Here is a 22,262-nt window from a genome sequence, read left to right as displayed (position 1 = left end):
ACGATGGAGTCCCCCGAGATGAGACGACGCACCCTGCTGGCCGGCGCCCTCCTCAGCGCCGCGGCGTCCCCCGTCCTCGCCGCCGGCACCGCGCGCGCCGCCGACCCCGGCCCCTCGGTCACCAAGAAGGCGACCACCCAACTCGACGCCACGGCCGTGTTCTTCGTGTCCTACGACGGCCTGGTCAACAACAACTCGTTCCAGAAGAACGGCCTGTTGACCTACAAGGGCTACCAGTACGCCGCCTGGTACACCTCCACCAGGAACGCGGTCGTCGCCCGCCGCGTCCTCGGCGGCACCACCTGGTCCACGGTCACCCTCGCGCACCAGCTCAAGGCCAGCGACTCGCACAACGTCATCTCCATGGGCGTCTCGAAGGCCGACGGGCGTCTGCACCTCAACATGGACTCCCACAGCGACGGCTTCTTCTACGTGAAGTCGGCCGCGGGACTCCTCGACAACCCGGCGACCACCTCCTGGACGTCGTCCGTCTTCGGCGCCGTGCAGACCACCCTCGACGGCCTCGCGCTCACCACCCAGTTCACCTACCCGCAGTTCGTCGCCACCCCCGAGGGCAGGCTCCAGCTCAGCTACCGGGTCGGCATCTCCGGCAACGGCCGCAACGCGCTGGCGGAGTACGACGGTTCGAGCTGGACGAACCTCGGTGAGTGGTCCGGCTCCACCGGCACCTACACCAGCGAGCACGGCTCCTCGACCGCGCGCAACATGTACCTGCACGGCATCGACTACGACGTCAACGGCCGGCTGCACTCCTTCTTCACCTGGCGCGAGCAGAACGGCGCCGTGATGTGCTCCGGCGGCGGCATCACCAACCACGACACCGGCTACGTCTACTCCACCGACCGCGGCCGCACCTGGCTCGACAACGCGGGCACCGTCGTCAGCACCACGGGCGGCTCCGACAAGGTCGCCGTCACGGACCCCGGACTCGTCGTGGACGCGCTCAACCCCGACCACTCCCTGATGAACCAGGAGAGCCAGGCCACCGACTCCACCGGCCTCCCGCACGCGATCATCAGCTACGTGCCCGGCCGCTTCGGCCAGTGCACCACCGACTACGTCAGCGACCGCACCGCCAACGGCCGCGCCTTCCATCTGCGCAAGAACTCCTCCGGGAGCTGGCAGAAGACGGAGATCCCCGTCGTCCTCGGCTCCAGCCAGCGCACCAAGCTGGTCCTGGACAAGTACGACAACGCGTACGCGGTCTTCCCCTTCGGCCGGATCGCCGGCGCCTCCAGGGCCTCCGGCCACACGGACTGGACGGTGCTCTTCGACGGCAGTGGCCTCAACGCCTTCGGCGAGGTCGTGATCGACGAACTGCGCGTCAAGGCCGACAACGTGCTGTCGTTCATGTACCAGGAGAAGTCGAGCGGGACGACCCCCTCGGCGCTCCACGTCGTCGACTTCGCACTGCCCGCGTGACCCGTACCCGTACTCGGACAGGGGCGCGGCGGGGTGACGGTAATGTGAAGGCCGTCCCGCCGTACCCCGTTCACCTGGAGGTCCCCGCCTGATGGCCCAGCCGGTGGGAATCAAGGACGTCGCCCGTGCCGCCGGAGTCTCCGTCGGCACGGTGTCGAACGTCATCAACCGCCCCGACACCGTCGCCACCGAAACCCGGGCGCGTGTGCTCTCGGCGATAGACCGGCTCGGCTACGTGCGCAGCGAGTCCGCCCGCCAGTTGCGCGCCGGACGCAGCCGGATCATGGGGCTGCTCGTCCTCGACATGGGCAACCCCTTCTTCGTGGACGTCGCCCGCGGCGCCGAGCGGGCCGCCCGCGACGCCGGGCTCGGTGTGATGGTCTGCAACAGCGCCGAGAGCGCGGGCGAGGAGGCCGAGTACCTGTCGCTCTTCGCCGAGCAGCGGGTGCGGGGCGTGCTGCTCACCCCGGCCGACGCGACCGGCCGCAACATCGCCTCCTTCCGCCGGCACGGCATCCCCTTCGTCCTCGTCGACCGGGTCTCCGAGGGCACCACCGAGTGCTCGGTGTCCGTGGACGACGTGGCGGGCGGCGCGCTCGCCGTCCGGCATCTGATCGACGCCGGACACCGCTCGATCGCCTATGTCAGCGGCCCGCCCGGTTTCACCCAGGTCCGCGACCGCCGCACCGGGGCCCTGAACGCGCTGGCCGAGGCGGGCCTCGGCCCGGAGTGCCTGCGCGAGCTGGCCACCGAGCGGCTCGACGTGGCCGCCGGGCGGGACGCGGGCGCCCGGCTGCTCGGCCTGGCCGAGCGCCCGACCGCCGTGTTCTGCGCCAACGACCTCCTCGCGCTCGGCGTGCTCCAGGCGATGTACGCGGCGGGGGTGAACGTCCCGGAGGACCTGGCCATCGTCGGATACGACGACATCGAGTTCGCGGCCGCAGCGGCCGTCCCCCTCACCTCGGTCCGGCAGCCCGCCGTCACCATGGGCGCCCTGGCCGCCGAGATGCTGCTCGAGGAGACCGAAGAGGGCGGGGCGGGCGGGGCGGGCGCCGGCCGGCACGAACACCGGCGGGTGGTGCTCCAGCCGGAGCTGGTGGTGCGCAGGTCCAGCCTCTCGGCGCGCTGAGCGGCTGTTCAGTACCGCGCTGAGTGCCCGTTCAGTAGCTGTTCATGATCCCCCGGGCTCCGGGACCGCCCGGACATGTGCTGAACTGGGACGCGGCCCGTACACCGATCGTCCCGGGAGCCTCCGTTGTCCGTCAGCTACCGCCAGCCCGGCGTCGTCCTCACCGACCGCCGCTTCACCGTGCCCCTCGACCACGCCGACCCGGACGGGGAGACGATCGGGCTCTACGCCCGCGAGGTCGTCGCCGGCGAGAAGGCGGGCCAGGACCTGCCATGGCTGCTCTACCTCCAGGGCGGCCCCGGCTTCGGCGCCAACCGGTTCGTCGGCCGGCCGGCCTGGCTCGAGCGGGCGCTGAAGGAGTACCGCGTCCTCCTCCTGGACCAGCGGGGCACCGGCCACTCCACCCCGGCCAACCGCCAGACGCTCCCGCTGCGCGGCGGCCCGGCCGAACAGGCCGACTACCTGGCGCACTTCCGCGCCGACTCCATCGTCCGCGACTGCGAGCTGATCCGCCCGGAGGTCACCGGCGGCGCCCCCTGGACCGTCCTCGGCCAGAGCTTCGGCGGCTTCTGCACGGTCTCCTATCTCTCCCTCGCCCCCGAGGGCCTCGCCGCCGCGCTGATCACCGGCGGTCTGCCGGCCCTCGACGCGGACGCCGACGACGTGTACCGGGCCGCCTACCCGCGCATGGAACGCAAGGTCGCCGCGCACTACGCCCGCTACCCGCAGGACGTCGACCGCGTCCGCCGTATCGCCGACCACCTCCTCCACCACGAGGTGAGCCTCCCGAACGGCTACCGCCTCACCGCCGAGGCCTTCCAGACGCTCGGCATCCTCCTCGGCGGCGCCGAGGGCAGCCACCGCCTGCACCACCTCCTCGAAGAGGCCTTCGTCCCCACCCCGCACGGCCCGGCGCTGTCCGACGCCTTCCAGGAGGAGATGCAGAGCCAGCTCTCCTACGCAGGGCACCCCCTCTACGCCCTGGTCCACGAGGCGATCTACGGTCAGGGCGGCCGCCCCACCGCCTGGGCCGCCGACCGGGTACGCGCCGAGTTCCCGCAGTTCGACGCGGCGAAGGCGCTCACCGGCGACGGACCGCTGCTGCTCACCGGCGAGACGGTCCACCCCTGGATGTTCGACACCGATCCCGCGCTGCGCCCGCTCCGCGAGACCGCCGAACTCCTCGCCGCCCGCACCGACTGGCCGCCCCTGTACGACTCCGCGCGCCTCGCCGCCAACGAGGTCCCCGTCGCGGCGGCGATCTACCACGACGACCTGTACGTCGACACCGCCCACTCCCTGCGCACGGCCCGCGCCATCCGCGGCCTGCGCACCTGGGTCACCGACGAGTTCGAACACGACGGCGTCAGGGCCGGCGGCCCACGCGTCCTGGACCGGCTGCTCGCCCTCGCCCGTGACGAGGTGTGACGGCTCGGTTACGCGTTAGTCTGCGGGCATGACCGAGCCCACGATCACCCAGCTCCAGCCCATGCCCGAGGACTGGCGGCGCGCCCTGGCCGTGGTGGCGCACCCGGACGACCTCGAGTACGGGTGCTCCGCGGCGGTCGCCGCCTGGACCGACGCCGGCCGTGAGGTCGCCTATGTGCTGGCGACCCGCGGCGAGGCGGGCATCGACACCCTCGCGCCCGCCGAGTGCGGTCCGCTGCGCGAGCGGGAGCAGCGGGCCAGTGCCGCCGTGGTGGGCGTGTCGCGGGTCGAGTTCCTGGACCACCAGGACGGCGTCGTCGAGTACGGTCCCGCCCTGCGCCGCGACATCGCCGCCGCGATCCGCAGACACCGCCCCGAGCTGGTGATCACCCTCAACCACCGCGACACCTGGGGCGGGGTCGCCTGGAACACCCCCGACCATGTCGCGGTCGGCCGCGCCACCCTCGACGCGGCGGGGGACGCGGGGAACCGCTGGATCTTCCCCGAACTCGTCGAGCAGGGCCTGGAGCCCTGGAGCGGCGTGCGCTGGGTCGCGGTGGCCGGTTCCTCTACGCCCACCCACGCCGTGGACGCGTCCGCGGGACTGGAGCGGGCGGTGGGCTCGCTGCTCGAACACCGCGCCTACATCGAGGCGCTGACCGACGAGGAGCCGGAGAGCTACGTACGGGGGTTCCTGACCGGGGTTGCGAAGTCGGTGGGCGAACGGTTCGGCGGCAGGCCCGCCGTGGCGTTCGAGCTGTTCAACCGGTAGCCGAGCCGGTCAGTAGGCTGGACGGCATGCAAGACGAGCTGGACGGCATGCACGACAAGACGGCGGTGGAGGGGACCGGACTGCGCGGCGACTGCGAGAACTGTTTCGGCCTGTGCTGCGTGGCCCTGCCCTTCGCCCGCTCCGCGGACTTCGCGATCGACAAGCCCGCGGGCAGGGAGTGCCCCAACCTCGGCGAGGACCATCGCTGCGGGATCCACGCGCGACTGCGGCAGAGCGGCTTCACCGGCTGCACGGTCTACGACTGTTTCGGCGCCGGGCAGAAGGTCTCGCAGCTCACCTTCGGCGGCCGGGACCGGCGTACGGCAAAACCCGAGGACGCCCGCCGGATGTCCGAGGTGTTCCCGGTCGTCCGGCAGCTCCACGAACTCCTCTGGTATCTCACCGAGGCGCTCGGCCTCCCCGCCGCCCGCCCGATCCACGGCGATCTGCGCCGGACCCTGGCGAAGACCGAGGAACTCACCCGTCTGTCCCCGGACGAGCTGATCGCCCTCGACGTCCCGGCGCACCGTCAGGACGTCAACGTGCTGCTGCTGAAGACCAGCGAACTGGCCCGGGCGGGTATCCGTGGACGCAGGAAGGAGCGCCGGGGCGCCGACCTGATGGGCGCCCGTCTCCGCGGCGCCGACCTGCGGGGCGCGAACCTCCGCGGGGCCTGTCTGATCGCCGCCGACCTCACCGGCGCGGATCTGCGCGGAGCGGATCTGATCGGCGCGGACCTGCGCGACACCGGCCTCGCCGACGCCGACCTGACCGACGCGTTCTTCCTGACCCAGCCGCAGCTGAACGCGGCCCGGGGGAGCGCGGGCACCAGGCTGCCGGAGTCAGTCACCCGCCCCGTGCACTGGACAGCGCGGCTCTGAGGGCGCCGTCGCCGCGCGCCCCTCGCCGACCGGCCCGCCGGACGAAGTCGGCGTCGGTGTCGGTGTCGGCGTAGGCGTCCGCCGTTCCAGGTGCATCCGCAGCCCCTCCGGCATCAGCGTCAGCCGTTCCGTGACCCGCAGCCGGTACGCCGGGTCCGGCCGCAGCTCGTAGCGGCGCAGCAGCAGCCCGAGCACCAGCGTGGCCTCGTGCAGCGCGAACTGCCGTCCGATGCAGGCCCGGGCCCCGGTGCCGAACGGCTTGAAGGTGTGCGGGGCACGCGCGCGTACGGCCGCCGCGTCGAACCGGTCCGGGTCGAACCGGTCGGCGTCCGGCCCCCACGCCGCGGGATCGCGGTGCAGCATGGCCGTCAGGATCAGCGCCCACCCGCCCCGCCGCATCGGATGCTCCCCGCCCAGCACGGTGTCCGCCCGGGCCTCGCGGGCGAAGGCGGGCGCCGTCGGCCACAGCCGCAGTGCCTCGTCGAGGACCCGGCGGACATAGCGCAGCTTCGCGACCTGCTCGTACCCCGGTACGGCCGCGTCCCCCCACACCCGGTCCACCTCGGCGCGGGCGCGGGCCGCGACGCGGGGGTTGAGGGAGAGGTAGTGCAGGGCGAAGGAGAGCGCGCCCGAGGTGGTCTCGTGGCCGGCGACCAGGAAGGTGACGACCTGACGCCGCACGTTCTGCGCCGACAGCCGTTCGCCCGTCGTGGGGTGGGCGGTGTCGAGCATCCGGTCGAGCAGGTCGCCGTCTCCGCCGCCGCCGTCGCGGCGCGCCCGTACCAGCTCGTCGACCGTGCGGTTCAGATGGGCGATGTCGGCCTCGTTGCGGCGCGTGGCCCGCCGCAGCAGAGCGGGAGAGGGCACGGTGTTGAGGCGCTGCGCGTAGGTGAGGGTGCCCACCATCGCCGTGACGAAGGGGTGCGGCCGGGCCCGCTCGAAGGACGCGAAGTCGTGCCCGAAGCCGGTGCGGGCGATCGTCTCCAGGGTCAGTTTGGTCATGTCGCCGGGCACGTCAACGGCCCGGCCCGCGGCCAGCTCCCGGTCCCAGTGACCGGTGAGCCGCTCCGCCACGTCCAGCATCATCGGGTGGTAGGCCGCCATCGCCTCGCGGCTGAACCCCGGAGCCAGGACGTCGTGCGCCAGCTGCCAGTTCGGCTCGTGGTTGTACGCCGTGAACAGGGCGTCCCCGACGACGGGCCGCAGGTTGGCGATGCCCAGCCCCACATGCTTGGCGAACCGCGTCTCGTCCGCCATGTCGGCGGCCAGTTCGGAGCCCCACACGAACACGAACTCCCGGCCGAACGCCTTGCGGCGGAAGATCGGCCCCAGCTGCCCGGCGTAGCGCAGGGAGTCCTGGAGCGGCGTGCGCCGGCTCGCTCCCAGAACGTCGCCGAGCAGGGGGAGCCTGCGCGGCGGATGCGGTATGCGCTCCAGCTCGGGCCAGCCGAGCTCCGCGCTGCGGAACCCCTTCGGCAGGGCGTCCGCCGTCGTGGGCCCCGTCGTCTCCGTCGTGGCCGGTCCGCCTGTCGTCCCCGTCGTCTCCGCCATGACCCGATCTCCCTTGATGCAGCGGCAGGTTGAGCATGTTGTACGTGGGTTCAATAGCGGACTCAGTCTGGTGCCGCTGTTGAACCGACGTCAAGTAAGGTGCGGGCATGGCCGCGAATCAGGGGGAGCGCATCCGGCGCCGACTCAGCACCGAGGAGCGCAGGGAGCAGCTCCTGTCGGTCGGTGCGCGGCTGTTCTCGGAGAGCCCGTACGACGACGTGTGGATCGAGCAGGTCGCCGAGATCGCCGGGGTCTCCCGTGGGCTGCTGTACCACTACTTCCCCACCAAGCGGGACTTCTTCGCGGCGGTCGTGGAGCGCGAGAGCGAGCGGATGCTGCGTATGACGGCGGCGGTTCCCGGCATCCCGGTCCGCGAACAGCTGACGTCCGGCCTCGACACCTATCTGGCGTACGTGGCGGCCCACGCGCACGGTTACCGGGCTTTCCACCGTGCCGACGCCTCCGGTGACCAGGCCGTGCGCCGGGTCTACCGGCGGGCGCTCGCGGCGCAGGAGAGGCAGATCCTGGCGGCGCTCGGCGCCGACCCGGAGTTCGGTCCGGTCTTCGAGGAGCGCCCCGACGTGCGGCTGGCGGTGCGCGGCTGGCTGGCGTTCACGACGGCGGTCTGCCTGGAGTGGCTGCGGGGGTCGGACCTGTCACGGGAACAGGTGGGGGAGTTGTGCGCGCGGGCGCTGCTGGGGGTCATCGCAGGTCCGGCGTGATCATCGACGGGACGGTCACGGCCCCGGCTCCGCGAGGGCCGGGGGCCGATGTCCGCGTGCGACGAGGTGCGCCCACGGTTGGCGAACGTCCGGATCTCCGATAAGTTAGGCAAGCCTTACCTAAGGAGGTTTTGGAATGGGTGACAGCCAAAGCTGGGCGGCCGTGCCTGCCGCTGCCGAGCGGGCCCGTTCGGTACTCGCGGCCTCATGGTCCTGCGCGGTGACCGCGGACGGCGGGCGCGAGGAGTTCGTCGGTGCGCACACCGTCGACGAGGACGGCCGGGTGATCCTGCACGTCCCCGAGGACAGTGCCCTGCTCACGGCCGCGATCTGCGCGCCCCGCGGCGAGCCGTCCGCCGTGCTGGAGTTCGCGGACGTGGCGCCCGTTCCCGTACGCGGCCGGATCCGCGCCCGGCTCTGGCTGGCCGGCTGGTTCACCCCCGAGGACGGCCATCTCGCCTTCCACGCCACCCGCGTCGTGCTCAAGGAGTCCACCGGCGCGGTCGTCGTCGACCTCGATGAGTTCGCCGGCGCCGAGCCCGACCCGCTCGCCACCGCCGAGGCACAGCTGCTCACGCATCTCGCCGACGCCCACCCCGACGCGGTGGAGCGGCTCACCCGGCTCGTCCAGCGGGACAGTCTGCACGGCGCCGTCCGGGTCCAGCCGCTCGCCGTGGACCGGCACGGACTGACGCTGCGCATCGAGCGCGCCCGCACCCACGGCGATGTACGCCTGCCCTTCCACGCGCCCGCCGACGACGTCGGCCAGCTCACCGAGCGCATGCACGTCCTGCTCACCCAGGCGGCGGCCGCGGCCTGCCCCCGCGCCCTACAGCGGCAGCGCACAGACGGCGACGGGTGACGCGAACGGCTCGCCCGCGAGCCGCAGTTCACCGTCGGTGCCGTCCACCAGGAAGACGCTGACCGTGCCGGAGCGCTGGTTGGCGGCGAACAGCAGGCCGCCGTCCGGCGAGAGGGCGATCTGCCGGGGGAAGTCGCCTTCCACCGGCACCGTGCCGAGCAACCGCAGCCGGGCCCCGTCCGCCTCCACCGCGTAGCGGGCGAGGGTGTTGTCCCCGCGGTTGGCGAGGAAGGCGTACGCGCCGTCCGGCGTGACCGCCAGCTGCGCCGGGTAGTTGGTGTCCGCCTTCGCGCCCGTGGACTGCGGCCTCCCGATCGTCAGCCGGCCGCTCCACGGCTCGTAAGCGCAGACCGCGACCGTGTCGTCGGCCTCGTCGGCGAGGTAGGCGTACCGGCCGCCGGGATGGAACGTGAGATGGCGCGGACCGGCGCCCGCCCGGGTGTGCGCCTGCGCGACCTCCGTGAGCGTCCCGGCCCGCTCGTCCAGTCGGTAGCTGTACACCGTGTCCGTGCCGAAGTCGACGGCGAGGACATGGCCGCCGTCCGGAGCCGTGATGAACTGGTGCGCGTGCGGGCCCTGTTGCCCCGACCGGGGCGCCGGACGACGGTGCGTCACCTTGTCGGTGCGCTCACCGAGCGCCCCCGAGGCGTCGATCGGGTGCACGGCCACGCTGCCCGAGCCGTAGTCGGCGCTCAGCAGCCACCGGCCGCCCGGATGGACCGACAGATGGCAGGTGTGCGCCCCGCCCGTCGGCCGACTGCCCAGTACCTTCTCGTCGGACAGCCGCACGGCGGTCACGGCACCCCGCTCACGTTCGTCGACCGCGTACAGCGTTCCGCCGTCCGGGTGCACCGCGAGGTACGACGGATCCTGGACACCGGTGATCGTGCCCCGGCCGGTGATCCGCCCCGAGACGGGGTCGTACGAGGCGACCCCGACGCCCTTCCCGCCGCCCTCGGCGGAGGTATAGGTGCCCAGGTAGAGGGCGCGGGGGCCGGAAGAACTCCGTGAGGACCCGGGGGCGGCGGACGCCGACGAGGACGGCTGCCCGGGCGGCGCGGCCTGCGGTGATTCCCGGGCCGTCGCCCGGCCGCCTTCGCCGTCGCCGCCGCACCCGGCGAGGGCCGACGCGGCGGCCGTGCCGCCGAGCATCCCGACGAAACGGCGCCTGCTCCAGCCTCCGCCGAGCTCCCGGCTTCGCCCGGGCCGGGGCGACCCCCAGCGTGCCGCTTCCGTCCCACTGCCCATGCCCGCACCTCAGGTCGTCGTACGCCTCCGCCGTGACAGCCACCTTGACCCGGACCGGCCGTCGAACGCAAAAGCGGACCCCGGCGGTGCGGACGGCCGGGGTCGCCCCGCAGGCGGACGGACGGCGGCCGGGCCCGGCCACCGGTCGCCGTCCCCCACCGGCTTGCCCGGCTTGTCCTCGAGGTGGCGCACCTGGCCGGGGGCGGGCGGCTCCCACGGGTCCAGGCCGGCGCCGAGCCACTCGTCGAACGGCCGCACGGCGGTCAGGGTGTCGCCGGGGGCCACGTCCCGCGCGTCGTCGTAGTAGTCGTACCAGGGCAGCGCGGCCCTGGTGTACACGGCGCGGTCCACCGGGGACGGCGGCGGCTCCTCGCCGGTGATGCGGCGCCGTCAGCCACTCGGCGGGCATGGTGTCGGGGTGGTCGGAAACCCGCCGGACGGGGAACACCCCGAGACCGGGCGGCAGTGCGTGCGCGTTCCCTTCTCCGGCAGCGGCAGCGTCCGCATGAACCGGACCGCCACCCCGCCCGGCAGCCTCGGCGTGTCCCCGGCGATCCGTACGGTGGTGTCGGCGATCCGGGTGCTCCCCTCGTCGTCGCGCACATCAGCTGGAACGACGGGGGGCGCCGGCCCGGTTCCGTCGCAGCCGGGCCGGAACGCGCAGCCGCTGCCTCAGCCGGTACAGCCCCGGCCGGCGCTCACGCTGCTCACGGCTGTTGCGGTCCAGTTCCTCCAGAAGCCGGCGGGAGCGGTGCTCGGTGTCGAGCTCGTCGATGATGCGGGTGGCCTCGGTCAGCACCGCGCCGTGCAGCTGCCACTGGCGGGCGTCGTGCTGGAGCTGCTCCAGCAGCAGCTGGGCGAGCTTGTCGCGGGTGGCCGCGGCCTGCCGCAGCTCTGCGGTGAGCCGCTCCTCGGCGGCGTCCGCGTTGAGGCTGACGCTCGTGGTCACCAGCACCGCGAAGCTGACCACCGCGTCGGCGATCTCGGACAGCAGCCGCTCCACGATCTCGCCGGTCCCGGCCGGGAAGAGCGGCCGCGGCTCGCGCTCCTTGGCGAGGTCGGTGAGGGTGCGGGCGAGCACCCGCAGTACGACCGTGCAGATCTCCAGCGTGTCCAGACCGGTGCGCAGCACCACCCGGTGCAGCAGCCCCTCCCGCACGCGTGGATTGAAGCGCAGGCTGTCCTCGGCCTGCCGCAGGGCCGCGTCCACCTCGACGATGTCGTGGTCCAGACGGCGGGCCTCGTGCAGCCGGGCGGCCGCCTGCTCCACCGGGGTACGGTCCGAAGCCTCCTCGCCGATGCGCAGCATCAGCCGGCGCAGCCGACGGGCCAGGCCCTCGATCGACTCGCCCGCCTCCTCCACCCACACCGGGGGCGGCAGCAGCAGATTGCAGCCGAGCCCGACGAACGCGCCGATCAGCGTCTCCACCACACGCGCCCACGCCGTGTCCCCGACGGTGGTCACGCCCAGCACCAGCATGGCGCTGATCGCCACCTCGGGGACGTACTCGTCGACCCGCACCAGATGCCCCACCCCCAGCGAGGCCACGATCAGCAGCGCGAGGCTCCACCAGGTCAGACCCACCAGGAGGCTGAAGGCGATGGCCACGAGCACACCGGCCACCACCGCGTTCACCCGGCGGATCCCGTTGGTGAGCGTCGCGTACAGGGTGACCTGGACGACGAGCAGCGCGGTCAGCGGTGCGGTGAGGGGCAGCGCCTCGGGGCTCAGGCGCAGGGCGATGACATAGGCGATCGTCGCCGCGGTGGCGGACCGCACTGCCTGGACGACGACGGGTTCCCGGTGGCGCTGTACGAATCGCACGAGCGGCGCCGCTCGCTCACTTACTTCTTGCATCGACAGTCCAGTTCCCCTTACCCGCGACCTCGAACGCTTCTTCACCACCTCGCGGCACGCGAAGGGCGACCTGCTGCGTCGATCGGCTGTATCGAGGACCGTGACTGTCCTCAAGTGAGCCTGGATCGTTCTCATCGGCCGGGGAGACACCGGGTGCATGAAGCGGAGGGGGAAGCTCCATGGCGGACAAGGCAGCCGGGGCCGGAGAGACGGCCACGGCCGACCGGGCCGACGGGGCGGGCGCACCGGGCATCCCCGGCCGAGACGGCCGAAGGGATCGGGCCGACGGCGGAACACCTCTGGACCACCTGCGGGACTCGTTCAAGGTCTTCGCCCCGGCGCGCGAGACCCCGGACGGCCACGACCGGTCGGCGACACTGCTGGCCTTCCTCGGCCGCGACCCACGCTGGTCCCCGCGCGCGACCTGAGGGCGCGGCGGGACGGGCCGCCGACCTCCTACGCGTCACCTGCGCGTCTACACGTCGTCGGCAAGCCGCCAACCCCGCCCGCACTCTGCTGCTTCGGCTGCGACGGCCCCGACGCGGACCTCCCGCACGCACGGGAGCCGCGCGCCGCCGAGACCCTCGGAGCGGTCTCGCTGCGCCCCGCCTTCAGCGCGGCCCCGGGAACGGGGTGATGTCCCGTCCAGCACCGCATCGCCGCCGAGCCCGACGAAGTGCGGCGGCTGCCGGCCGCGGGAGCGCGGGTGTACGTGTGCGGCGACGGTTCACTAATGGCGCCGGGTGCGCGGGAGGCGTTCCGTACCCTGTACCGGACCGCACGTGCTGCCCGGCGACACGGCCGCCGAGGCGTGGCTCGACGGGCTGATCGCGGACGGCCGTCGTGTGGAGGACGTCTACGCGGCGGGGTGACTCGGAGGAAGGAGCGGGCGGGGTGACGGATTCCTGGGAGCGGGCCCGGAGCGTCCTGGCGGCGGCGGGCATCCCGCCCGACCGGCTGGCCCACGTGGGGCCGCTCGGCGGCGGCACGTACAACACCGTCGAGGAGCTCCGTCTGACGGACGGCGGCCACTACGTACTGAAGGTCGCGCCCACGGCGCCGGGCCTGAGCTACGAGAGCCGACTGCTGTCCGCAGAGGCGGAGTTCTGTCGCGGGGCGGCCCGGGCCGAAGTGACGGCACCGCGTGTCATAGCCCTCGACGGGCAGTGGCTGCTGATGACGGTGTGCCCGGGGGAACCCTGGAACGGATCGCTGGCGCCCGCCGAACAGGTGGAGCTGCGCAGGGAGTTGGGAGGTCAGGTCGCCCGGCTGCACCAGGTGACCGGGCCGGGCTTCGGCTACCCCTCCGGCGCCTTCGGCCCGCTCGCCGCCGACTGGCGCTCCGCGTTCACGGCGATCTTCGACGCCGTGCTCGCCGACGCCCGCCGCTACGGCGCCCGGCTGCCGCGCCCCGCCGACGAGGTGGCCGCCGTCGCGCGGGCCGCGTACGACGCCCTCGACGAGGTGACCGTCGCCCGCCTCGTCCACTTCGACCTGTGGCCGGGCAACGTCCTGGTCGACCGTGCCGGCGCGAAGCCCCGGATCGGGGGACTCATCGACGGCGAGCGCATGTTCTGGGGCGATCCCCTCGCCGACTTCGTCTCCCTGGCGCTGCTGCAGGACATCAGAGACGACGAGGCGTTCCTGGCGGGCTACCGGGACGCCGGAGGGCACGCCGTGTTCGACGCGTCGGCCCGGCTCCGTCTCGCCCTCTACCGCGCGTACCTCTACCTCATCATGCTGACCGAGACGATTCCGCGGGCGGTCGGCGCGGATCAGGAGGAGTGGGTGCAGAAAGTGGTCGCCCCGCAGCTCGTGGCGGCACTGGACGAGATCGAGTCCGCGGGCGTCTCTTAGCTCACATCGTGAACTAAGGGTTGGAGGAATGTCGCGTGCCGCCCGCCCGCAGGGGTATGTTGCAGGTCGGGCAGGGTGCGAAGGGGAACGACATGACGGGGCGGAACGGGCGCACGGTACGCGACCTGAGGCGGGCCAACCGCACGGCAGTGCTGCAACGGCTCTACTTCGACGGGCCCCTCAGCCGTTTCGAGCTCGGTCCGGCCACCGGCCTGAGCTCCGGCTCGGTCAGCAACGTCGTCGCCGACCTGGTCGCCGACGGGCTGGTCGAGGAGGCCGGCAGCGTCGACTCCGACGGCGGTCGGCCCCGCATCCTGCTGCGGGTCGTGCCCGCCAGCGGTCACATGATCGGCGTCGACGTCGGCGAGACCCGGGTGCGGATCGAGCTTTTCGACCTGACCCTGACCGAACTCGCGCGCGTGGAAAGGCCGTTGGAGCAGCGGCGGTACGAGGTCGACGGGATCGTCGGGCACATCCGGGACGGCGTCGCCGAAGTGCTGGACGCCGCCGGCATCGGCCCGGAACAGCTGCTCGGGGTCGGTATCGGCGTCCCCGGCATCATCGAGCACACCCCCGAGCGCGGAGCCGTCGTACACGGCCAGACGATCGGCTGGGACGCCGTCCCCCTGGAGGCGCTGCTCCGCGAGCGGTCCATCCTTCCCGAATCGGTGCCGTACTTCATCGACAACGGCGCCAAGACCCTCGGCCAGGCCGAGATGTGGTTCGGCGGCGGACGCGGTGCGCACAACGCGGTCGTCGTCCTCTTCGGCTCGGGTGTCGGCGCCTGTCTCGTCACGCCCGAGGTGGAACACGGCCGGGCCGTCGAATGGGGGCATCTGACCGTACGCGTGCGGGGCCGCCGCTGCCGGTGTGGCGCCCTCGGCTGTCTGGAGGCCTATGCGGGCGCCGAGGCGCTGCTGGAACGCTGGCGCGAGCAGGGAGGCCGGCCGCCGGAGGGCGTGGACGAGGAGACCGCGCTGACGGCGATGCTCGGCGCCGCCTATCCCCTGGAGAGCGAGGAGTCGCCCGACCCCGTCGCGCTCGAGGTTCTGGAGGAGACGGCCGAGTACCTGGGCGCCGGCCTCTCCGACCTGATCAACCTCTTCCAGCCAGAGCGCATCCTCATCGGCGGCTGGGCCGGACTGCAGCTCGGCGCCCGCTTCCTGCCCGCCGTACGCCGCCACGCGACCGCGTACGCGTTGCGTCACCCCGCGCAGAAGGTCACCGTCGAGCTGGGACGGCTCGGCCCCGACGCGGTCACCGTCGGCGCGGCGATCCTTCCGCTCGCCGACTTCTTCGCCCGCGGCGGCCGACGCCCCGAGCCCACCCCCACCGGCCCCGCTCCCGCCTGGCGCACAGTCCTGGAGGAACGCGCCCCGCGCTGAGCCCACGCCCGGCCGGGCCCCGCGCCGGCCGGGCCCCACGCCCGGCCGGGCCCCGCGCCGGCCGGGCCCACGCGCCGGGTCGCCAGTGCGTGCCGGGTCGGCAGTCCTGCCGGGTCGGCATTCCGCGCCGGGTCTACGCCGCGACGACGCCCCGCGCCGGTTCGGGATTCTGCTCCGGGTCCGCGCCGCGACGACGCCCGGCGGTGAGTCCGCGCCCCGCTGAGCCCGCGCCCCGCGCCAGGTCGGCATCCCGCGCCCCGCGCCAGGTCGGCACCCCCTGCCGGGTCCGCGCCGCGAGGACGTCCCGCGTCGACTCCGCGCCGCCGCCCGACCGCGCCATCCGGACCTGCCTCCGCACACCCGGCCGCGCGGCCACGTTTCGCCGATCACCGTGGAGGTACTCGCCTCCTCGCCCGGGCGATCGCCGTCCGGGGAAGTCGCCCGCGTCCGGCGTGGTGCGACGGTGAAGGGAGGACGTCGTGGCCGCACAGCGCCCCGAAGGCCCCGGCGAGAACGGCACGCCGATCCCTCGCGATCTGCCGGACCAGCAGGCCGACGGGGGAGAGGACCCCTGGGACGTCGACGCCCCCGAGCGCCCCGGCGAGTCCGACGGATCCGCGGAGGACGCCCCTGACGTCCCCGACACCGACGAGTCGGGCACCGGCCGGCGGGGCGCGCCCCGCGCGGGCAGCGGTCAGTCCGACCACCCCGTGCCCGACGAGCCGTCCGACTGAGGAGCACCTCATGGGTACGGCCGACCGGATCCGCTCGTGGCCGGGACGCACTGACCGGCCGCGCCTGTCCGCCGACGCCCGACTCTCCGCCGGCGCCCGACTCTCTTCGGCACCGACCGGGCACCCAGGACCGGCCCGTCGCACGCGGCCATGACCCCAGAGGTAATCGACGCCGGCGGTGCCGGCCGCAAGCATGGGCGACGTACCCGGCCACCGCGTCCCCCAGCACCTCAGGAGAGCGACCCATGCCGTACTTCACGAGTCCCGTCGACGGCGCACGGCTGCACTACGTCGACTACGGGCCCGCGGACGGGCCCGTGATCGTCTTCGTGAACAGCCTGTACTTCGGGACCGGGATGTGGGAGTACCAGATGCTGCCGCTGGCCCGCGAGGGCCACCGTTGCGTGGGCTTCGACCGGCGCGGCCACGGCCGCTCCGACGACGTGTGGGGCGGCTTCGACCTGGACAGCCTCGCCGACGACGTGCAGGGCCTCCTCGACCGTCTTGACCTGAGTGGGACCACCCTCGTGGGGCACTCCCTCGGAACCGCCGAGATCGTCCGCTGCCTGACCCGGCACGGCGCCGGCCGCGTGGCCCGGGTGGCGCTGATCGCCGGCATGGCGCCCGGTCCGGCCCGGTCGGCGAACCACCCCGAGGGCGTCGACCCGGAGCTCATACGGGCGGGCACCGAGGCCTTCCGGCGCGACCGCTCCGCGTTCTTCGCCGACGGCGCGCACGCCTTCTTCGCGCTGGACCGGCCGGGCAACGAGCTGTCCGAGGCGTACGTCGAGTCCATGATCCGGAGCTGTCACGGCTCGACGGCACGGGCCGGTGTCGCCCTCGGTGAGCTGATCGCCGAACTCGACGTCGCCCCCGAACTGGCCGCGCTCGACCTGCCCGTGCTCGTCGTCCACGGCACCCACGACACCTCCGGGCCCATCGAGCTGACCGGCCGCCGCGCCGCGCGCCTCGCCCCGAACTCCACCCTCGAGGTGTACGAGAACGCCGGCCACGGCCTCTTCGCCACCCACGCCGACCGCCTCACCGCGGATCTGCGGAAGTTCGCGGCCGGGGGCTGACCCGGCGTCCGGCTACGCGAACGCGTTCACACCGGTCAGCCGTGCCGACAGCTCCCACAGCCGAGCCGCCTGTTCCGGGTCCGTCGCCCAGTCCTTGACGCCGACCCGCTCGCCGTCCGCCGGGGCGGGCTCGGCGATGTCGCAGTCCTCGAGGTAGACGCCGCCCATACCGGCCAACTGCGGCGAGGTCGCCGCCCACACCTGGGTGGCCGCGCCCTGCTCCGGGGTCTTGAAGCCCTCGACGTCGAGTACGTTCCCGTCCTCGTCGATCCAGCCGCGGTCCACCATCTCCTGCTTCGGCAGATGCCGCTGGAGGGGCGTGAGAATGCCACCGGGGTGGAGGGAGAACGCGCGGACGCCCCGGTCCCGGGCGAGCCGGTCGAGGTGGCCGGCGAACAGCACGTTCGCCGTCTTGGCCTGCCCGTACGCCTCCCACTTGTCGTAGCCGTCGCGCCAGTGGACGTCGTCCCAGCGCATCCCCGAGAAGTGGTGGCCGCGCGAGGACACGGAGACGATCCGGGCGCCGCCGGGCTCGATCGCCGGCCAGAGACGGTTGACGAGGGCGAAGTGGCCGAGGTGGTTCGTGGCGAACTGGGCCTCCCAGCCGGGGCCGACCCGGGTCTGCGGGCAGGCCATGATCCCGGCGCTGTCGATGAGGAGGCCGATGCTCCGGCCGGAGGCGAGGAAACGGTCGGCGAAGGCGCGCACGCTCTGCAGGTCGCCGAGGTCGAGGGTGTCCGTCTCGACGCCGTCGAGGCCGGCGAGGTTCTCGCGAGCGGTGTCCGGGCGGCGCGCGGGCACGACGACATGGGCGCCGGCCTTGGCCAGCGCGCGGGTGGTCTCCAGACCGAGGCCGGAGTATCCGCCGGTGACGACGGCCAGCTTCCCGGTGAGGTCGATGCCCCGCAGGACGTCGTCGGCGGTGCTCGTGGCGCCGAAGCCCGAGCCGATCTTGTGCTGTGCCGTGTCGCTCATGTCCGGAACGCTACGGATTGGAGTGCGCTCGAAGTCAAGTGCTCCGATGCGAGCGGCGGAGCCGTGGGGTCCGGGCCCGGTGGTGGGGTCTGAGCCGGGCGGACAGGGGAAAGCCCCGACCGGACGGGGGAATCACGGTCGGGGCGGTCTGAGCGTGGGCACGGATGGCGGTCGCCTGTCGGCGAAAGGCTCCACAGGGCTTCAGCCGGACGATCGTCCCTGCGGGCAAAAGGTGAGGCCCGGGGACACTGTCCCATCCACACCCACGAATGGTTCAACGGGGAACTTTCTATGGGTGTTCCCGGGCCCGTGGCCACGCGCGGTGATGTGTGTCACCGGCTCCGAAGGGACCGCGCGGATCACCTTCCCTCAGGCCAGCGGGCTGTCCGACAGGGACGCCAGGAGCTCGGCGGGGTCGGCGTAGACCGCTTCCGCACCCGCCTCCAGCAGGTCGGCGCGCGGGATGCCGCCGCACAGGACGCCCACGCAGCGCACCCCGGCCCGGCGGCCGGCGCGCATGTCCCACACGGTGTCCCCGACGAACACGGCCCCTTCGGCGCTCGCCCCGGCCAGCTCCAGCGCGTGTTCCACGGGTTCCGCGGCGGGCTTGCCCTCCTCCACGTCGTCCGCGCTCGCGGTGGCGGCGATGACGTCGTCGGCGTCGATGGCGCTCCGCAGGGCGGACAGCTCGGCCCCGCTCGCGGAGGTGGCCAGCACGACCGTCCAGCCGTCGTCGTGCAGCCTGCGCAGCAGCGGACCGGCGTCCCGCAGTGCCGGCAGCCGGTCGAAGTACTGCCCGTAGAGCGCCTTGTGCGCGGCGCCGATCCCGGCGTCCTCGTCCTTGTCCCGGTCGTCGCCGAGCAGGTGGGCGATGAGATCGTCGGAGCCCAGCCCGACCGCCCGGTGCACGGCGTGCATCGGGACCCGGTGGCCTGCCTGCCGGAAGGCCTCCCACCAGGTGGTGACATGCAGGTGGTTGGTGTCGACCAGGGTGCCGTCGACGTCGAACACGGCGGCGCGTGTCATCACGGGTCCTTTCTCTCGAGCCCCTCCAGTAGCCCCCGGGTACCACCTCAGGCAACCGTCACGCCCGCCGGCAGCCGCCGTTCCCGTGTCCAGGCCAGCAGGTCCGCCTGCGACCAGGCGGTCACGATCCGTTCTTCCGGCACCTCGCACTCCACGGCCCGCGCGCAGCCCAGGATCTGCCAGTCCAGCTGGCCGGGCGCGTGCGCGTCGGTGTCGACCGAGAACAGCGCGCCCGCCTCCACGGCCCGGCGCAGCAGCCGGCGCGGCGGGTCGAGCCGCTCGGGCCGGCTGTTGATCTCGACCGCCGTACCGGACTCGGCGCACGCGGCGAACACCGCGTCCGCGTCGAACTCCGACTCCGGCCGTCCCCGCCCGGTGACCAGCCGCCCGGTGCAGTGGCCGAGGACGTCGGCGTGCGGATCGCGCACGGCGTTGACCATGCGGCGCGTCATCGCACGGGACTCCATGCGCAGCTTGGAGTGCACGGACACGACCACCACGTCGAGCCGCTCCAGCAGCTCCGGCTCCTGGTCCAGGGATCCGTCGTCGAGGATGTCGCACTCGATGCCGGTCAGCAGCCGGAACGGCGCCCAGGTCGCGTTGAGCTCCTCGACCACCTCCAGTTGCCGGCGCAGCCGCTCCGGCGACAGCCCGCGGGCCACCGTCAGACGGGGTGAGTGGTCGGTCAGCACGGCCCACTCGTGGCCCAGCGCTGCCGCCGCCCGGCCCATCTCCTCGATGGGGCTGCCGCCGTCCGACCAGTCGGAGTGGACATGGCAGTCCCCACGCAGCAGCGCCCGCAGCTCGGACCCCGCACCGTCCGTGAGCGGCCCGCCGGCCTCGTCCTCCAGCTTCTCCAGATAGGACGGGACCTGCCCGGCGAGCGCCTCGCGCACCACCTGGGCGGTCTTGGGGCCCACGCCCTTCAGCGACTCCAGCGTCCCGTCGGCCGCCCGCTGCGCGACCTCCGCCGCGGGCAGCGGGGTCAGCACGCCGGCCGCGGTCCGGAAGGCGCGGACCCGGTAGGTCGGCGCCAGGGACCGCTCCAGCAGGAAGGCGATCCGGTCCAGGGCTTCGACGGGATCCATCGCCACCTCCTGGCTCCAGAGTTCCCCACCGGCGCAGGGACCGCACCAGGAAATCGGATGATTCGTACCGGGAGATTCCGCTTTACCCTCTATGTCATGACCGAAATCGCGAGTCTCCGTATCTCCCACCCGCGGATCATGGTGCTCGGGGTGCAGCCGGGCCCGGCGCCGTTCCGCATCGTGGAAATCGACACCGAGGTGGTCGGCGAGGCGAGGGACGTGACCGACGTCCTCGAGATCGCCGCCGCGTTCGGAATCACGGTCCACGACCTCGACGACCCCGACGTCGTGCGATGGGTGGGCGGGGACCGGTACACCTGGACCCCGCGCTGACGGCGGTCAGGCTCCCTCTCGGGCGTCCCGCCGCAGGTGCCGTTCCCGTGCGTGCACCGCACGGCTCATCCGGCGGCCCACGAGCAGGTAACCGATCAGTGCGCCCGTGGTGTTGAGGATGACGTCGTCGATGTCGAAGGCGCGTCCGGTCACCACCGCGCCCTGGGCGAACTCCACCAGCAGCATGACGGTCGCGGTCAGCAGCAGGACGCGCAGGACCCCGCGCGCCCGGGGTGCGACCACCGGCACCAGGACGCCGAAGGGCACGCCGAGCAGTATGTTCCCGCCGATCTGCTTGACCGCGTCGCGGAGTTCGGGCTGGTCGAGGTAGGCACGCAGGGAGTCGCCCGGACGCAGGTTGGAGTGCACCAGTGCCACGGAGGCCGGTGACGGCTCCAGTGTGAGCCGGGCGAGCACGACGGCGAACGCCACCATGAACCCGAAGGCGAACAGCATCGCCAGCAGCCGGAGCGGGAGCGGCAACGGCCGGCGTTCGGCGCGTTCCGGCTTCTTCGACGAACCGGCCTTCGGTCCCGACTTCGAGCGGGGCTTCAGGCCGGGCTTCGGGCCGGATTCCGGGCCGGATCTCGAGCGCGGCCCGAAGGGGAAAGCGCGCTTCGGGCCCGACTTCCCGGTCCCGTCCTTCGGCGGGGCGGGCTCCTTGGTCCTGCCGGCGCGTGGGCGGAACACGGCAAGCGGACGTAGGGCTGTACGGGCCATCCGGTCCTCCAGTCTGCAAGTTCCCTGCGTGGTAGGGCGCTTACCCCCGAACTGCCGAGGGATGCGGTCCGAATCGCCGCGGCCCGCGTTTGCGTTCGAGCTGCCGTGGAACTCCGGGCGCAGGCCTGCACGTGCCGACCCCCCGGTCCCCGGCACGACAGGGGTGGTGCTCGGAGGCCGCCCGAGCGGCGCGGGCGACGAGCGTGACCGACCGGTGAACGGCCGGCCGCTCGCGGCGGCCGTCGCCCTGGCCGGGTGAGTGGGGGCGTCCCTGCGGGGCGTGGCCCCGGCCCGCCGCGCCGCCGCGTCGTCGCCCACAACCGCCCCACTACAGGCCGCGCCGGTGCTGTCGGGGGTGTTCGGCGGCTGACGCGGCGGGACGAGCGCCCTGCGTAGGCGGTCAGGTGTGGTAGGTCACCTTCACCTCCTTGAAGCCGAGGGAGTGCAGCAGCCCCTGGAGCATGTCGGTGGTGTTGGTCTCGGCGCGGGCGGTCAGTTCGCTCTCCTTCGCCGCCTCGGAGATGTGCTTGACCGCCAGCTTCTGCACGGCCTGCTCGCCGCTCGGGTTGTCCGAGAAGAGGTCGCCGAGGCGGTCGAAAAGGCCGCGCTGCTTGGAGACCGCGTAGGAGCGGTCGGGGTCGAGCGCCGGCTTGCCGAGCAGGGCGTGCGGCAGCCGGAGCGTGGCCGAGGTGCGGTCCTCGTCGACCGTCACGTCCTTGTCGCCGACCTTGCCGAGGTCGACATAGGCGTCCACGGTGCCCGCCCCGACGTACAGGGTGCGGGTGCCGCGGATCGCGTCGGGGAGGTACTTGGCGTCCTTCTCCAGGTCGACGACGACCTGGAAGTTGCCGGAGGCGGCGTCGTAACGGCTCATGTCCTGGATGGATTCCAGCAGGGCGGGGCCCGAGCGGTCATGGGTCTCGGTGCCGAAGAAGTCGCGCAGTCCCGGCAGCAGGCTCAGCCGGATCCCGGCGAACATCACGACGAGTACGACCACGACGGCGGTGAGCACCTTGGCCCAGCCGGGCATGCGCCGGGGCAGGCGCGTGGTGGGCTTGTCGGGCTTGATGGAAGTCGTCATGCGAACGGCCCTCCTTCCTGCTGTCCGGATGCCCGCCAATCGCCCTGTCAGACCGCGCTGTTGACAACCTGTGACAGTGAGGGCAGGGAC

The 22,262-nt window shown here is 73.1% G+C and carries 22 protein-coding genes and 1 pseudogene; 13 read left to right on the top strand and 10 right to left on the bottom strand.

Going from position 1 to position 22,262, the window contains the following annotated elements; translation table 11 throughout:
• Positions 1 to 18: 18 nt before the first annotated feature.
• The 5 genes from ACFWBD_RS00945 to ACFWBD_RS00925 all read left to right on the top strand — a co-directional run bounded on the left by ACFWBD_RS00945 (position 19) and on the right by ACFWBD_RS00925 (position 5,653).
• Positions 19 to 1,443 (top strand): BNR repeat-containing protein, encoded by a 1,425-nt coding sequence (locus ACFWBD_RS00945; protein ID WP_385660755.1) that lies wholly within the window; start codon positions 19 to 21, stop codon positions 1,441 to 1,443.
• 91 nt (positions 1,444 to 1,534) lie between these two features.
• A complete protein-coding gene (locus tag ACFWBD_RS00940) occupies positions 1,535 to 2,572 on the top strand; it encodes a LacI family DNA-binding transcriptional regulator (RefSeq protein WP_385660752.1) in 1,038 nt (345 codons plus the stop codon).
• 126 nt (positions 2,573 to 2,698) lie between these two features.
• The gene (locus tag ACFWBD_RS00935; protein WP_385660749.1) at positions 2,699 to 4,000 is read left to right on the top strand and encodes an alpha/beta fold hydrolase; all 1,302 of its coding nucleotides are present in this window, start codon (positions 2,699 to 2,701) and stop codon (positions 3,998 to 4,000) included.
• Positions 4,001 to 4,028: 28 nt separating this feature from the next.
• Positions 4,029 to 4,772 (top strand): PIG-L deacetylase family protein, encoded by a 744-nt coding sequence (locus tag ACFWBD_RS00930; RefSeq protein WP_385660746.1) that lies wholly within the window; start codon positions 4,029 to 4,031, stop codon positions 4,770 to 4,772.
• Positions 4,773 to 4,819: 47 nt separating this feature from the next.
• A complete protein-coding gene (locus ACFWBD_RS00925; RefSeq protein ID WP_385661487.1) occupies positions 4,820 to 5,653 on the top strand; it encodes a pentapeptide repeat-containing protein in 834 nt (277 codons plus the stop codon).
• Here ACFWBD_RS00925 and ACFWBD_RS00920 read toward each other — a convergent pair.
• On the bottom strand, positions 5,615 to 7,204 hold the full coding sequence (locus ACFWBD_RS00920) for a cytochrome P450 (RefSeq protein WP_385660744.1): 1,590 nt from the start codon (positions 7,202 to 7,204) through the stop codon (positions 5,615 to 5,617). The genes ACFWBD_RS00925 and ACFWBD_RS00920 overlap by 39 nt on opposite strands.
• A 107-nt stretch (positions 7,205 to 7,311) precedes the next feature.
• Between ACFWBD_RS00920 and ACFWBD_RS00915 the strand changes: the two genes are divergently transcribed.
• Together ACFWBD_RS00915 and ACFWBD_RS00910 are read left to right on the top strand one after the other, a co-directional pair.
• A complete protein-coding gene (locus ACFWBD_RS00915; protein WP_385660741.1) occupies positions 7,312 to 7,926 on the top strand; it encodes a TetR/AcrR family transcriptional regulator in 615 nt (204 codons plus the stop codon).
• A 136-nt stretch (positions 7,927 to 8,062) separates the two neighbouring features.
• Positions 8,063 to 8,788, top strand: coding sequence for a DUF2470 domain-containing protein (locus ACFWBD_RS00910; RefSeq protein WP_385660738.1), 726 nt, complete (start codon positions 8,063 to 8,065; stop codon positions 8,786 to 8,788).
• Here the strand turns inward: ACFWBD_RS00910 and ACFWBD_RS00905 are convergent.
• The 3 genes and pseudogenes from ACFWBD_RS00905 to ACFWBD_RS00895 all read right to left on the bottom strand — a co-directional run bounded on the left by ACFWBD_RS00905 (position 8,756) and on the right by ACFWBD_RS00895 (position 11,894).
• The gene (locus ACFWBD_RS00905) at positions 8,756 to 9,940 is read right to left on the bottom strand and encodes a lactonase family protein (RefSeq protein WP_385661485.1); all 1,185 of its coding nucleotides are present in this window, start codon (positions 9,938 to 9,940) and stop codon (positions 8,756 to 8,758) included. The two genes, ACFWBD_RS00910 and ACFWBD_RS00905, sit on opposite strands and share 33 nt — an antisense overlap.
• A gap of 240 nt (positions 9,941 to 10,180) precedes the next feature.
• A pseudogene (locus ACFWBD_RS00900) lies at positions 10,181 to 10,423 on the bottom strand (hypothetical protein); the annotation flags it as partial.
• Positions 10,424 to 10,640: 217 nt separating this feature from the next.
• On the bottom strand, positions 10,641 to 11,894 hold the full coding sequence (locus ACFWBD_RS00895; RefSeq protein WP_385660735.1) for an aromatic acid exporter family protein: 1,254 nt from the start codon (positions 11,892 to 11,894) through the stop codon (positions 10,641 to 10,643).
• Between the two features lie 179 nt (positions 11,895 to 12,073).
• On the opposite strand from ACFWBD_RS00895, the gene ACFWBD_RS00890 reads away from it, so the two are divergent.
• The 3 genes from ACFWBD_RS00890 to ACFWBD_RS00880 all read left to right on the top strand — a co-directional run bounded on the left by ACFWBD_RS00890 (position 12,074) and on the right by ACFWBD_RS00880 (position 15,136).
• On the top strand, positions 12,074 to 12,322 hold the full coding sequence (locus tag ACFWBD_RS00890) for a hypothetical protein (protein ID WP_385660732.1): 249 nt from the start codon (positions 12,074 to 12,076) through the stop codon (positions 12,320 to 12,322).
• Between the two features lie 466 nt (positions 12,323 to 12,788).
• Positions 12,789 to 13,751: a phosphotransferase family protein gene (locus ACFWBD_RS00885; RefSeq protein ID WP_385660730.1), complete on the top strand. Its 963-nt coding sequence runs from the start codon at positions 12,789 to 12,791 to the stop codon at positions 13,749 to 13,751.
• A 92-nt stretch (positions 13,752 to 13,843) separates the two neighbouring features.
• On the top strand, positions 13,844 to 15,136 hold the full coding sequence (locus ACFWBD_RS00880) for an ROK family protein (RefSeq protein ID WP_385660727.1): 1,293 nt from the start codon (positions 13,844 to 13,846) through the stop codon (positions 15,134 to 15,136).
• A gap of 133 nt (positions 15,137 to 15,269) precedes the next feature.
• Here ACFWBD_RS00880 and ACFWBD_RS00875 read toward each other — a convergent pair whose 3' ends face one another.
• The gene (locus ACFWBD_RS00875; protein ID WP_385660725.1) at positions 15,270 to 15,476 is read right to left on the bottom strand and encodes a hypothetical protein; all 207 of its coding nucleotides are present in this window, start codon (positions 15,474 to 15,476) and stop codon (positions 15,270 to 15,272) included.
• A gap of 139 nt (positions 15,477 to 15,615) precedes the next feature.
• Here ACFWBD_RS00875 and ACFWBD_RS00870 point away from each other — a divergent pair, with 139 nt between their 5' ends.
• Positions 15,616 to 15,870, top strand: a complete 255-nt coding sequence (locus ACFWBD_RS00870) for a hypothetical protein (RefSeq protein ID WP_385660722.1) — start codon at positions 15,616 to 15,618, stop codon at positions 15,868 to 15,870.
• A gap of 245 nt (positions 15,871 to 16,115) precedes the next feature.
• Positions 16,116 to 16,949, top strand: coding sequence for an alpha/beta fold hydrolase (locus ACFWBD_RS00865; RefSeq protein WP_385660719.1), 834 nt, complete (start codon positions 16,116 to 16,118; stop codon positions 16,947 to 16,949).
• Between the two features lie 12 nt (positions 16,950 to 16,961).
• Here the strand turns inward: ACFWBD_RS00865 and ACFWBD_RS00860 are convergent, their stop codons facing one another.
• The 3 genes from ACFWBD_RS00860 to ACFWBD_RS00850 all read right to left on the bottom strand — a co-directional run bounded on the left by ACFWBD_RS00860 (position 16,962) and on the right by ACFWBD_RS00850 (position 20,038).
• Positions 16,962 to 17,924, bottom strand: coding sequence for an SDR family NAD(P)-dependent oxidoreductase (locus ACFWBD_RS00860; protein WP_385660716.1), 963 nt, complete (start codon positions 17,922 to 17,924; stop codon positions 16,962 to 16,964).
• Between the two features lie 369 nt (positions 17,925 to 18,293).
• Complete coding sequence (locus ACFWBD_RS00855; RefSeq protein ID WP_385660713.1) at positions 18,294 to 18,950, bottom strand: HAD family hydrolase; 657 nt, start codon at positions 18,948 to 18,950, stop codon at positions 18,294 to 18,296.
• A 47-nt stretch (positions 18,951 to 18,997) separates the two neighbouring features.
• Positions 18,998 to 20,038, bottom strand: coding sequence for a PHP domain-containing protein (locus ACFWBD_RS00850; protein WP_385660710.1), 1,041 nt, complete (start codon positions 20,036 to 20,038; stop codon positions 18,998 to 19,000).
• A gap of 96 nt (positions 20,039 to 20,134) precedes the next feature.
• Between ACFWBD_RS00850 and ACFWBD_RS00845 the strand changes: the two genes are divergently transcribed.
• Entirely contained in the window at positions 20,135 to 20,371 is a 237-nt protein-coding gene (locus ACFWBD_RS00845) for a hypothetical protein (protein WP_351756711.1), read from the top strand.
• A 6-nt stretch (positions 20,372 to 20,377) separates the two neighbouring features.
• Here the strand turns inward: ACFWBD_RS00845 and ACFWBD_RS00840 are convergent, their stop codons facing one another.
• Together ACFWBD_RS00840 and ACFWBD_RS00835 are read right to left on the bottom strand one after the other, a co-directional pair.
• A complete protein-coding gene (locus ACFWBD_RS00840) occupies positions 20,378 to 20,926 on the bottom strand; it encodes a VanZ family protein (RefSeq protein WP_385661483.1) in 549 nt (182 codons plus the stop codon).
• A 565-nt stretch (positions 20,927 to 21,491) separates the two neighbouring features.
• Complete coding sequence (locus ACFWBD_RS00835) at positions 21,492 to 22,172, bottom strand: DUF4230 domain-containing protein (protein WP_385660706.1); 681 nt, start codon at positions 22,170 to 22,172, stop codon at positions 21,492 to 21,494.
• Positions 22,173 to 22,262: the final 90 nt, after the last annotated feature.

The sequence above is a fragment of the Streptomyces sp. NPDC060002 genome (assembly GCF_042737245.1).
Lineage (GTDB): Bacteria > Actinomycetota > Actinomycetes > Streptomycetales > Streptomycetaceae > Streptomyces.
The sequence above is the reverse complement of the archived record's forward strand: the minus strand, read 5'-3'. Positions and strand labels throughout refer to the sequence as shown.

What these genes read in the sequence shown, in the direction of transcription:
- ACFWBD_RS00945 (WP_385660755.1), top strand. Translation starts at nt 19, where the DNA reads ATGAGACGACGCACCCTGCTGGCCGGCGCCCTCCTCAGCGCCGCGGCG.
- ACFWBD_RS00940 (WP_385660752.1), top strand. Translation starts at nt 1,535, where the DNA reads ATGGCCCAGCCGGTGGGAATCAAGGACGTCGCCCGTGCCGCCGGAGTC.
- ACFWBD_RS00930 (WP_385660746.1), top strand. Translation starts at nt 4,029, where the DNA reads ATGACCGAGCCCACGATCACCCAGCTCCAGCCCATGCCCGAGGACTGG.
- ACFWBD_RS00925 (WP_385661487.1), top strand. Translation starts at nt 4,820, where the DNA reads ATGCACGACAAGACGGCGGTGGAGGGGACCGGACTGCGCGGCGACTGC.
- ACFWBD_RS00920 (WP_385660744.1), bottom strand. Translation starts at nt 7,204, where the DNA reads ATGGCGGAGACGACGGGGACGACAGGCGGACCGGCCACGACGGAGACG.
- ACFWBD_RS00915 (WP_385660741.1), top strand. Translation starts at nt 7,312, where the DNA reads ATGGCCGCGAATCAGGGGGAGCGCATCCGGCGCCGACTCAGCACCGAG.
- ACFWBD_RS00910 (WP_385660738.1), top strand. Translation starts at nt 8,063, where the DNA reads ATGGGTGACAGCCAAAGCTGGGCGGCCGTGCCTGCCGCTGCCGAGCGG.
- ACFWBD_RS00905 (WP_385661485.1), bottom strand. Translation starts at nt 9,940, where the DNA reads ATGCTCGGCGGCACGGCCGCCGCGTCGGCCCTCGCCGGGTGCGGCGGC.
- ACFWBD_RS00895 (WP_385660735.1), bottom strand. Translation starts at nt 11,894, where the DNA reads ATGCAAGAAGTAAGTGAGCGAGCGGCGCCGCTCGTGCGATTCGTACAG.
- ACFWBD_RS00890 (WP_385660732.1), top strand. Translation starts at nt 12,074, where the DNA reads ATGGCGGACAAGGCAGCCGGGGCCGGAGAGACGGCCACGGCCGACCGG.
- ACFWBD_RS00880 (WP_385660727.1), top strand. Translation starts at nt 13,844, where the DNA reads ATGACGGGGCGGAACGGGCGCACGGTACGCGACCTGAGGCGGGCCAAC.
- ACFWBD_RS00875 (WP_385660725.1), bottom strand. Translation starts at nt 15,476, where the DNA reads ATGGCGCGGTCGGGCGGCGGCGCGGAGTCGACGCGGGACGTCCTCGCG.
- ACFWBD_RS00865 (WP_385660719.1), top strand. Translation starts at nt 16,116, where the DNA reads ATGCCGTACTTCACGAGTCCCGTCGACGGCGCACGGCTGCACTACGTC.
- ACFWBD_RS00860 (WP_385660716.1), bottom strand. Translation starts at nt 17,924, where the DNA reads ATGAGCGACACGGCACAGCACAAGATCGGCTCGGGCTTCGGCGCCACG.
- ACFWBD_RS00855 (WP_385660713.1), bottom strand. Translation starts at nt 18,950, where the DNA reads ATGACACGCGCCGCCGTGTTCGACGTCGACGGCACCCTGGTCGACACC.
- ACFWBD_RS00850 (WP_385660710.1), bottom strand. Translation starts at nt 20,038, where the DNA reads ATGGATCCCGTCGAAGCCCTGGACCGGATCGCCTTCCTGCTGGAGCGG.
- ACFWBD_RS00845 (WP_351756711.1), top strand. Translation starts at nt 20,135, where the DNA reads ATGACCGAAATCGCGAGTCTCCGTATCTCCCACCCGCGGATCATGGTG.
- ACFWBD_RS00835 (WP_385660706.1), bottom strand. Translation starts at nt 22,172, where the DNA reads ATGACGACTTCCATCAAGCCCGACAAGCCCACCACGCGCCTGCCCCGG.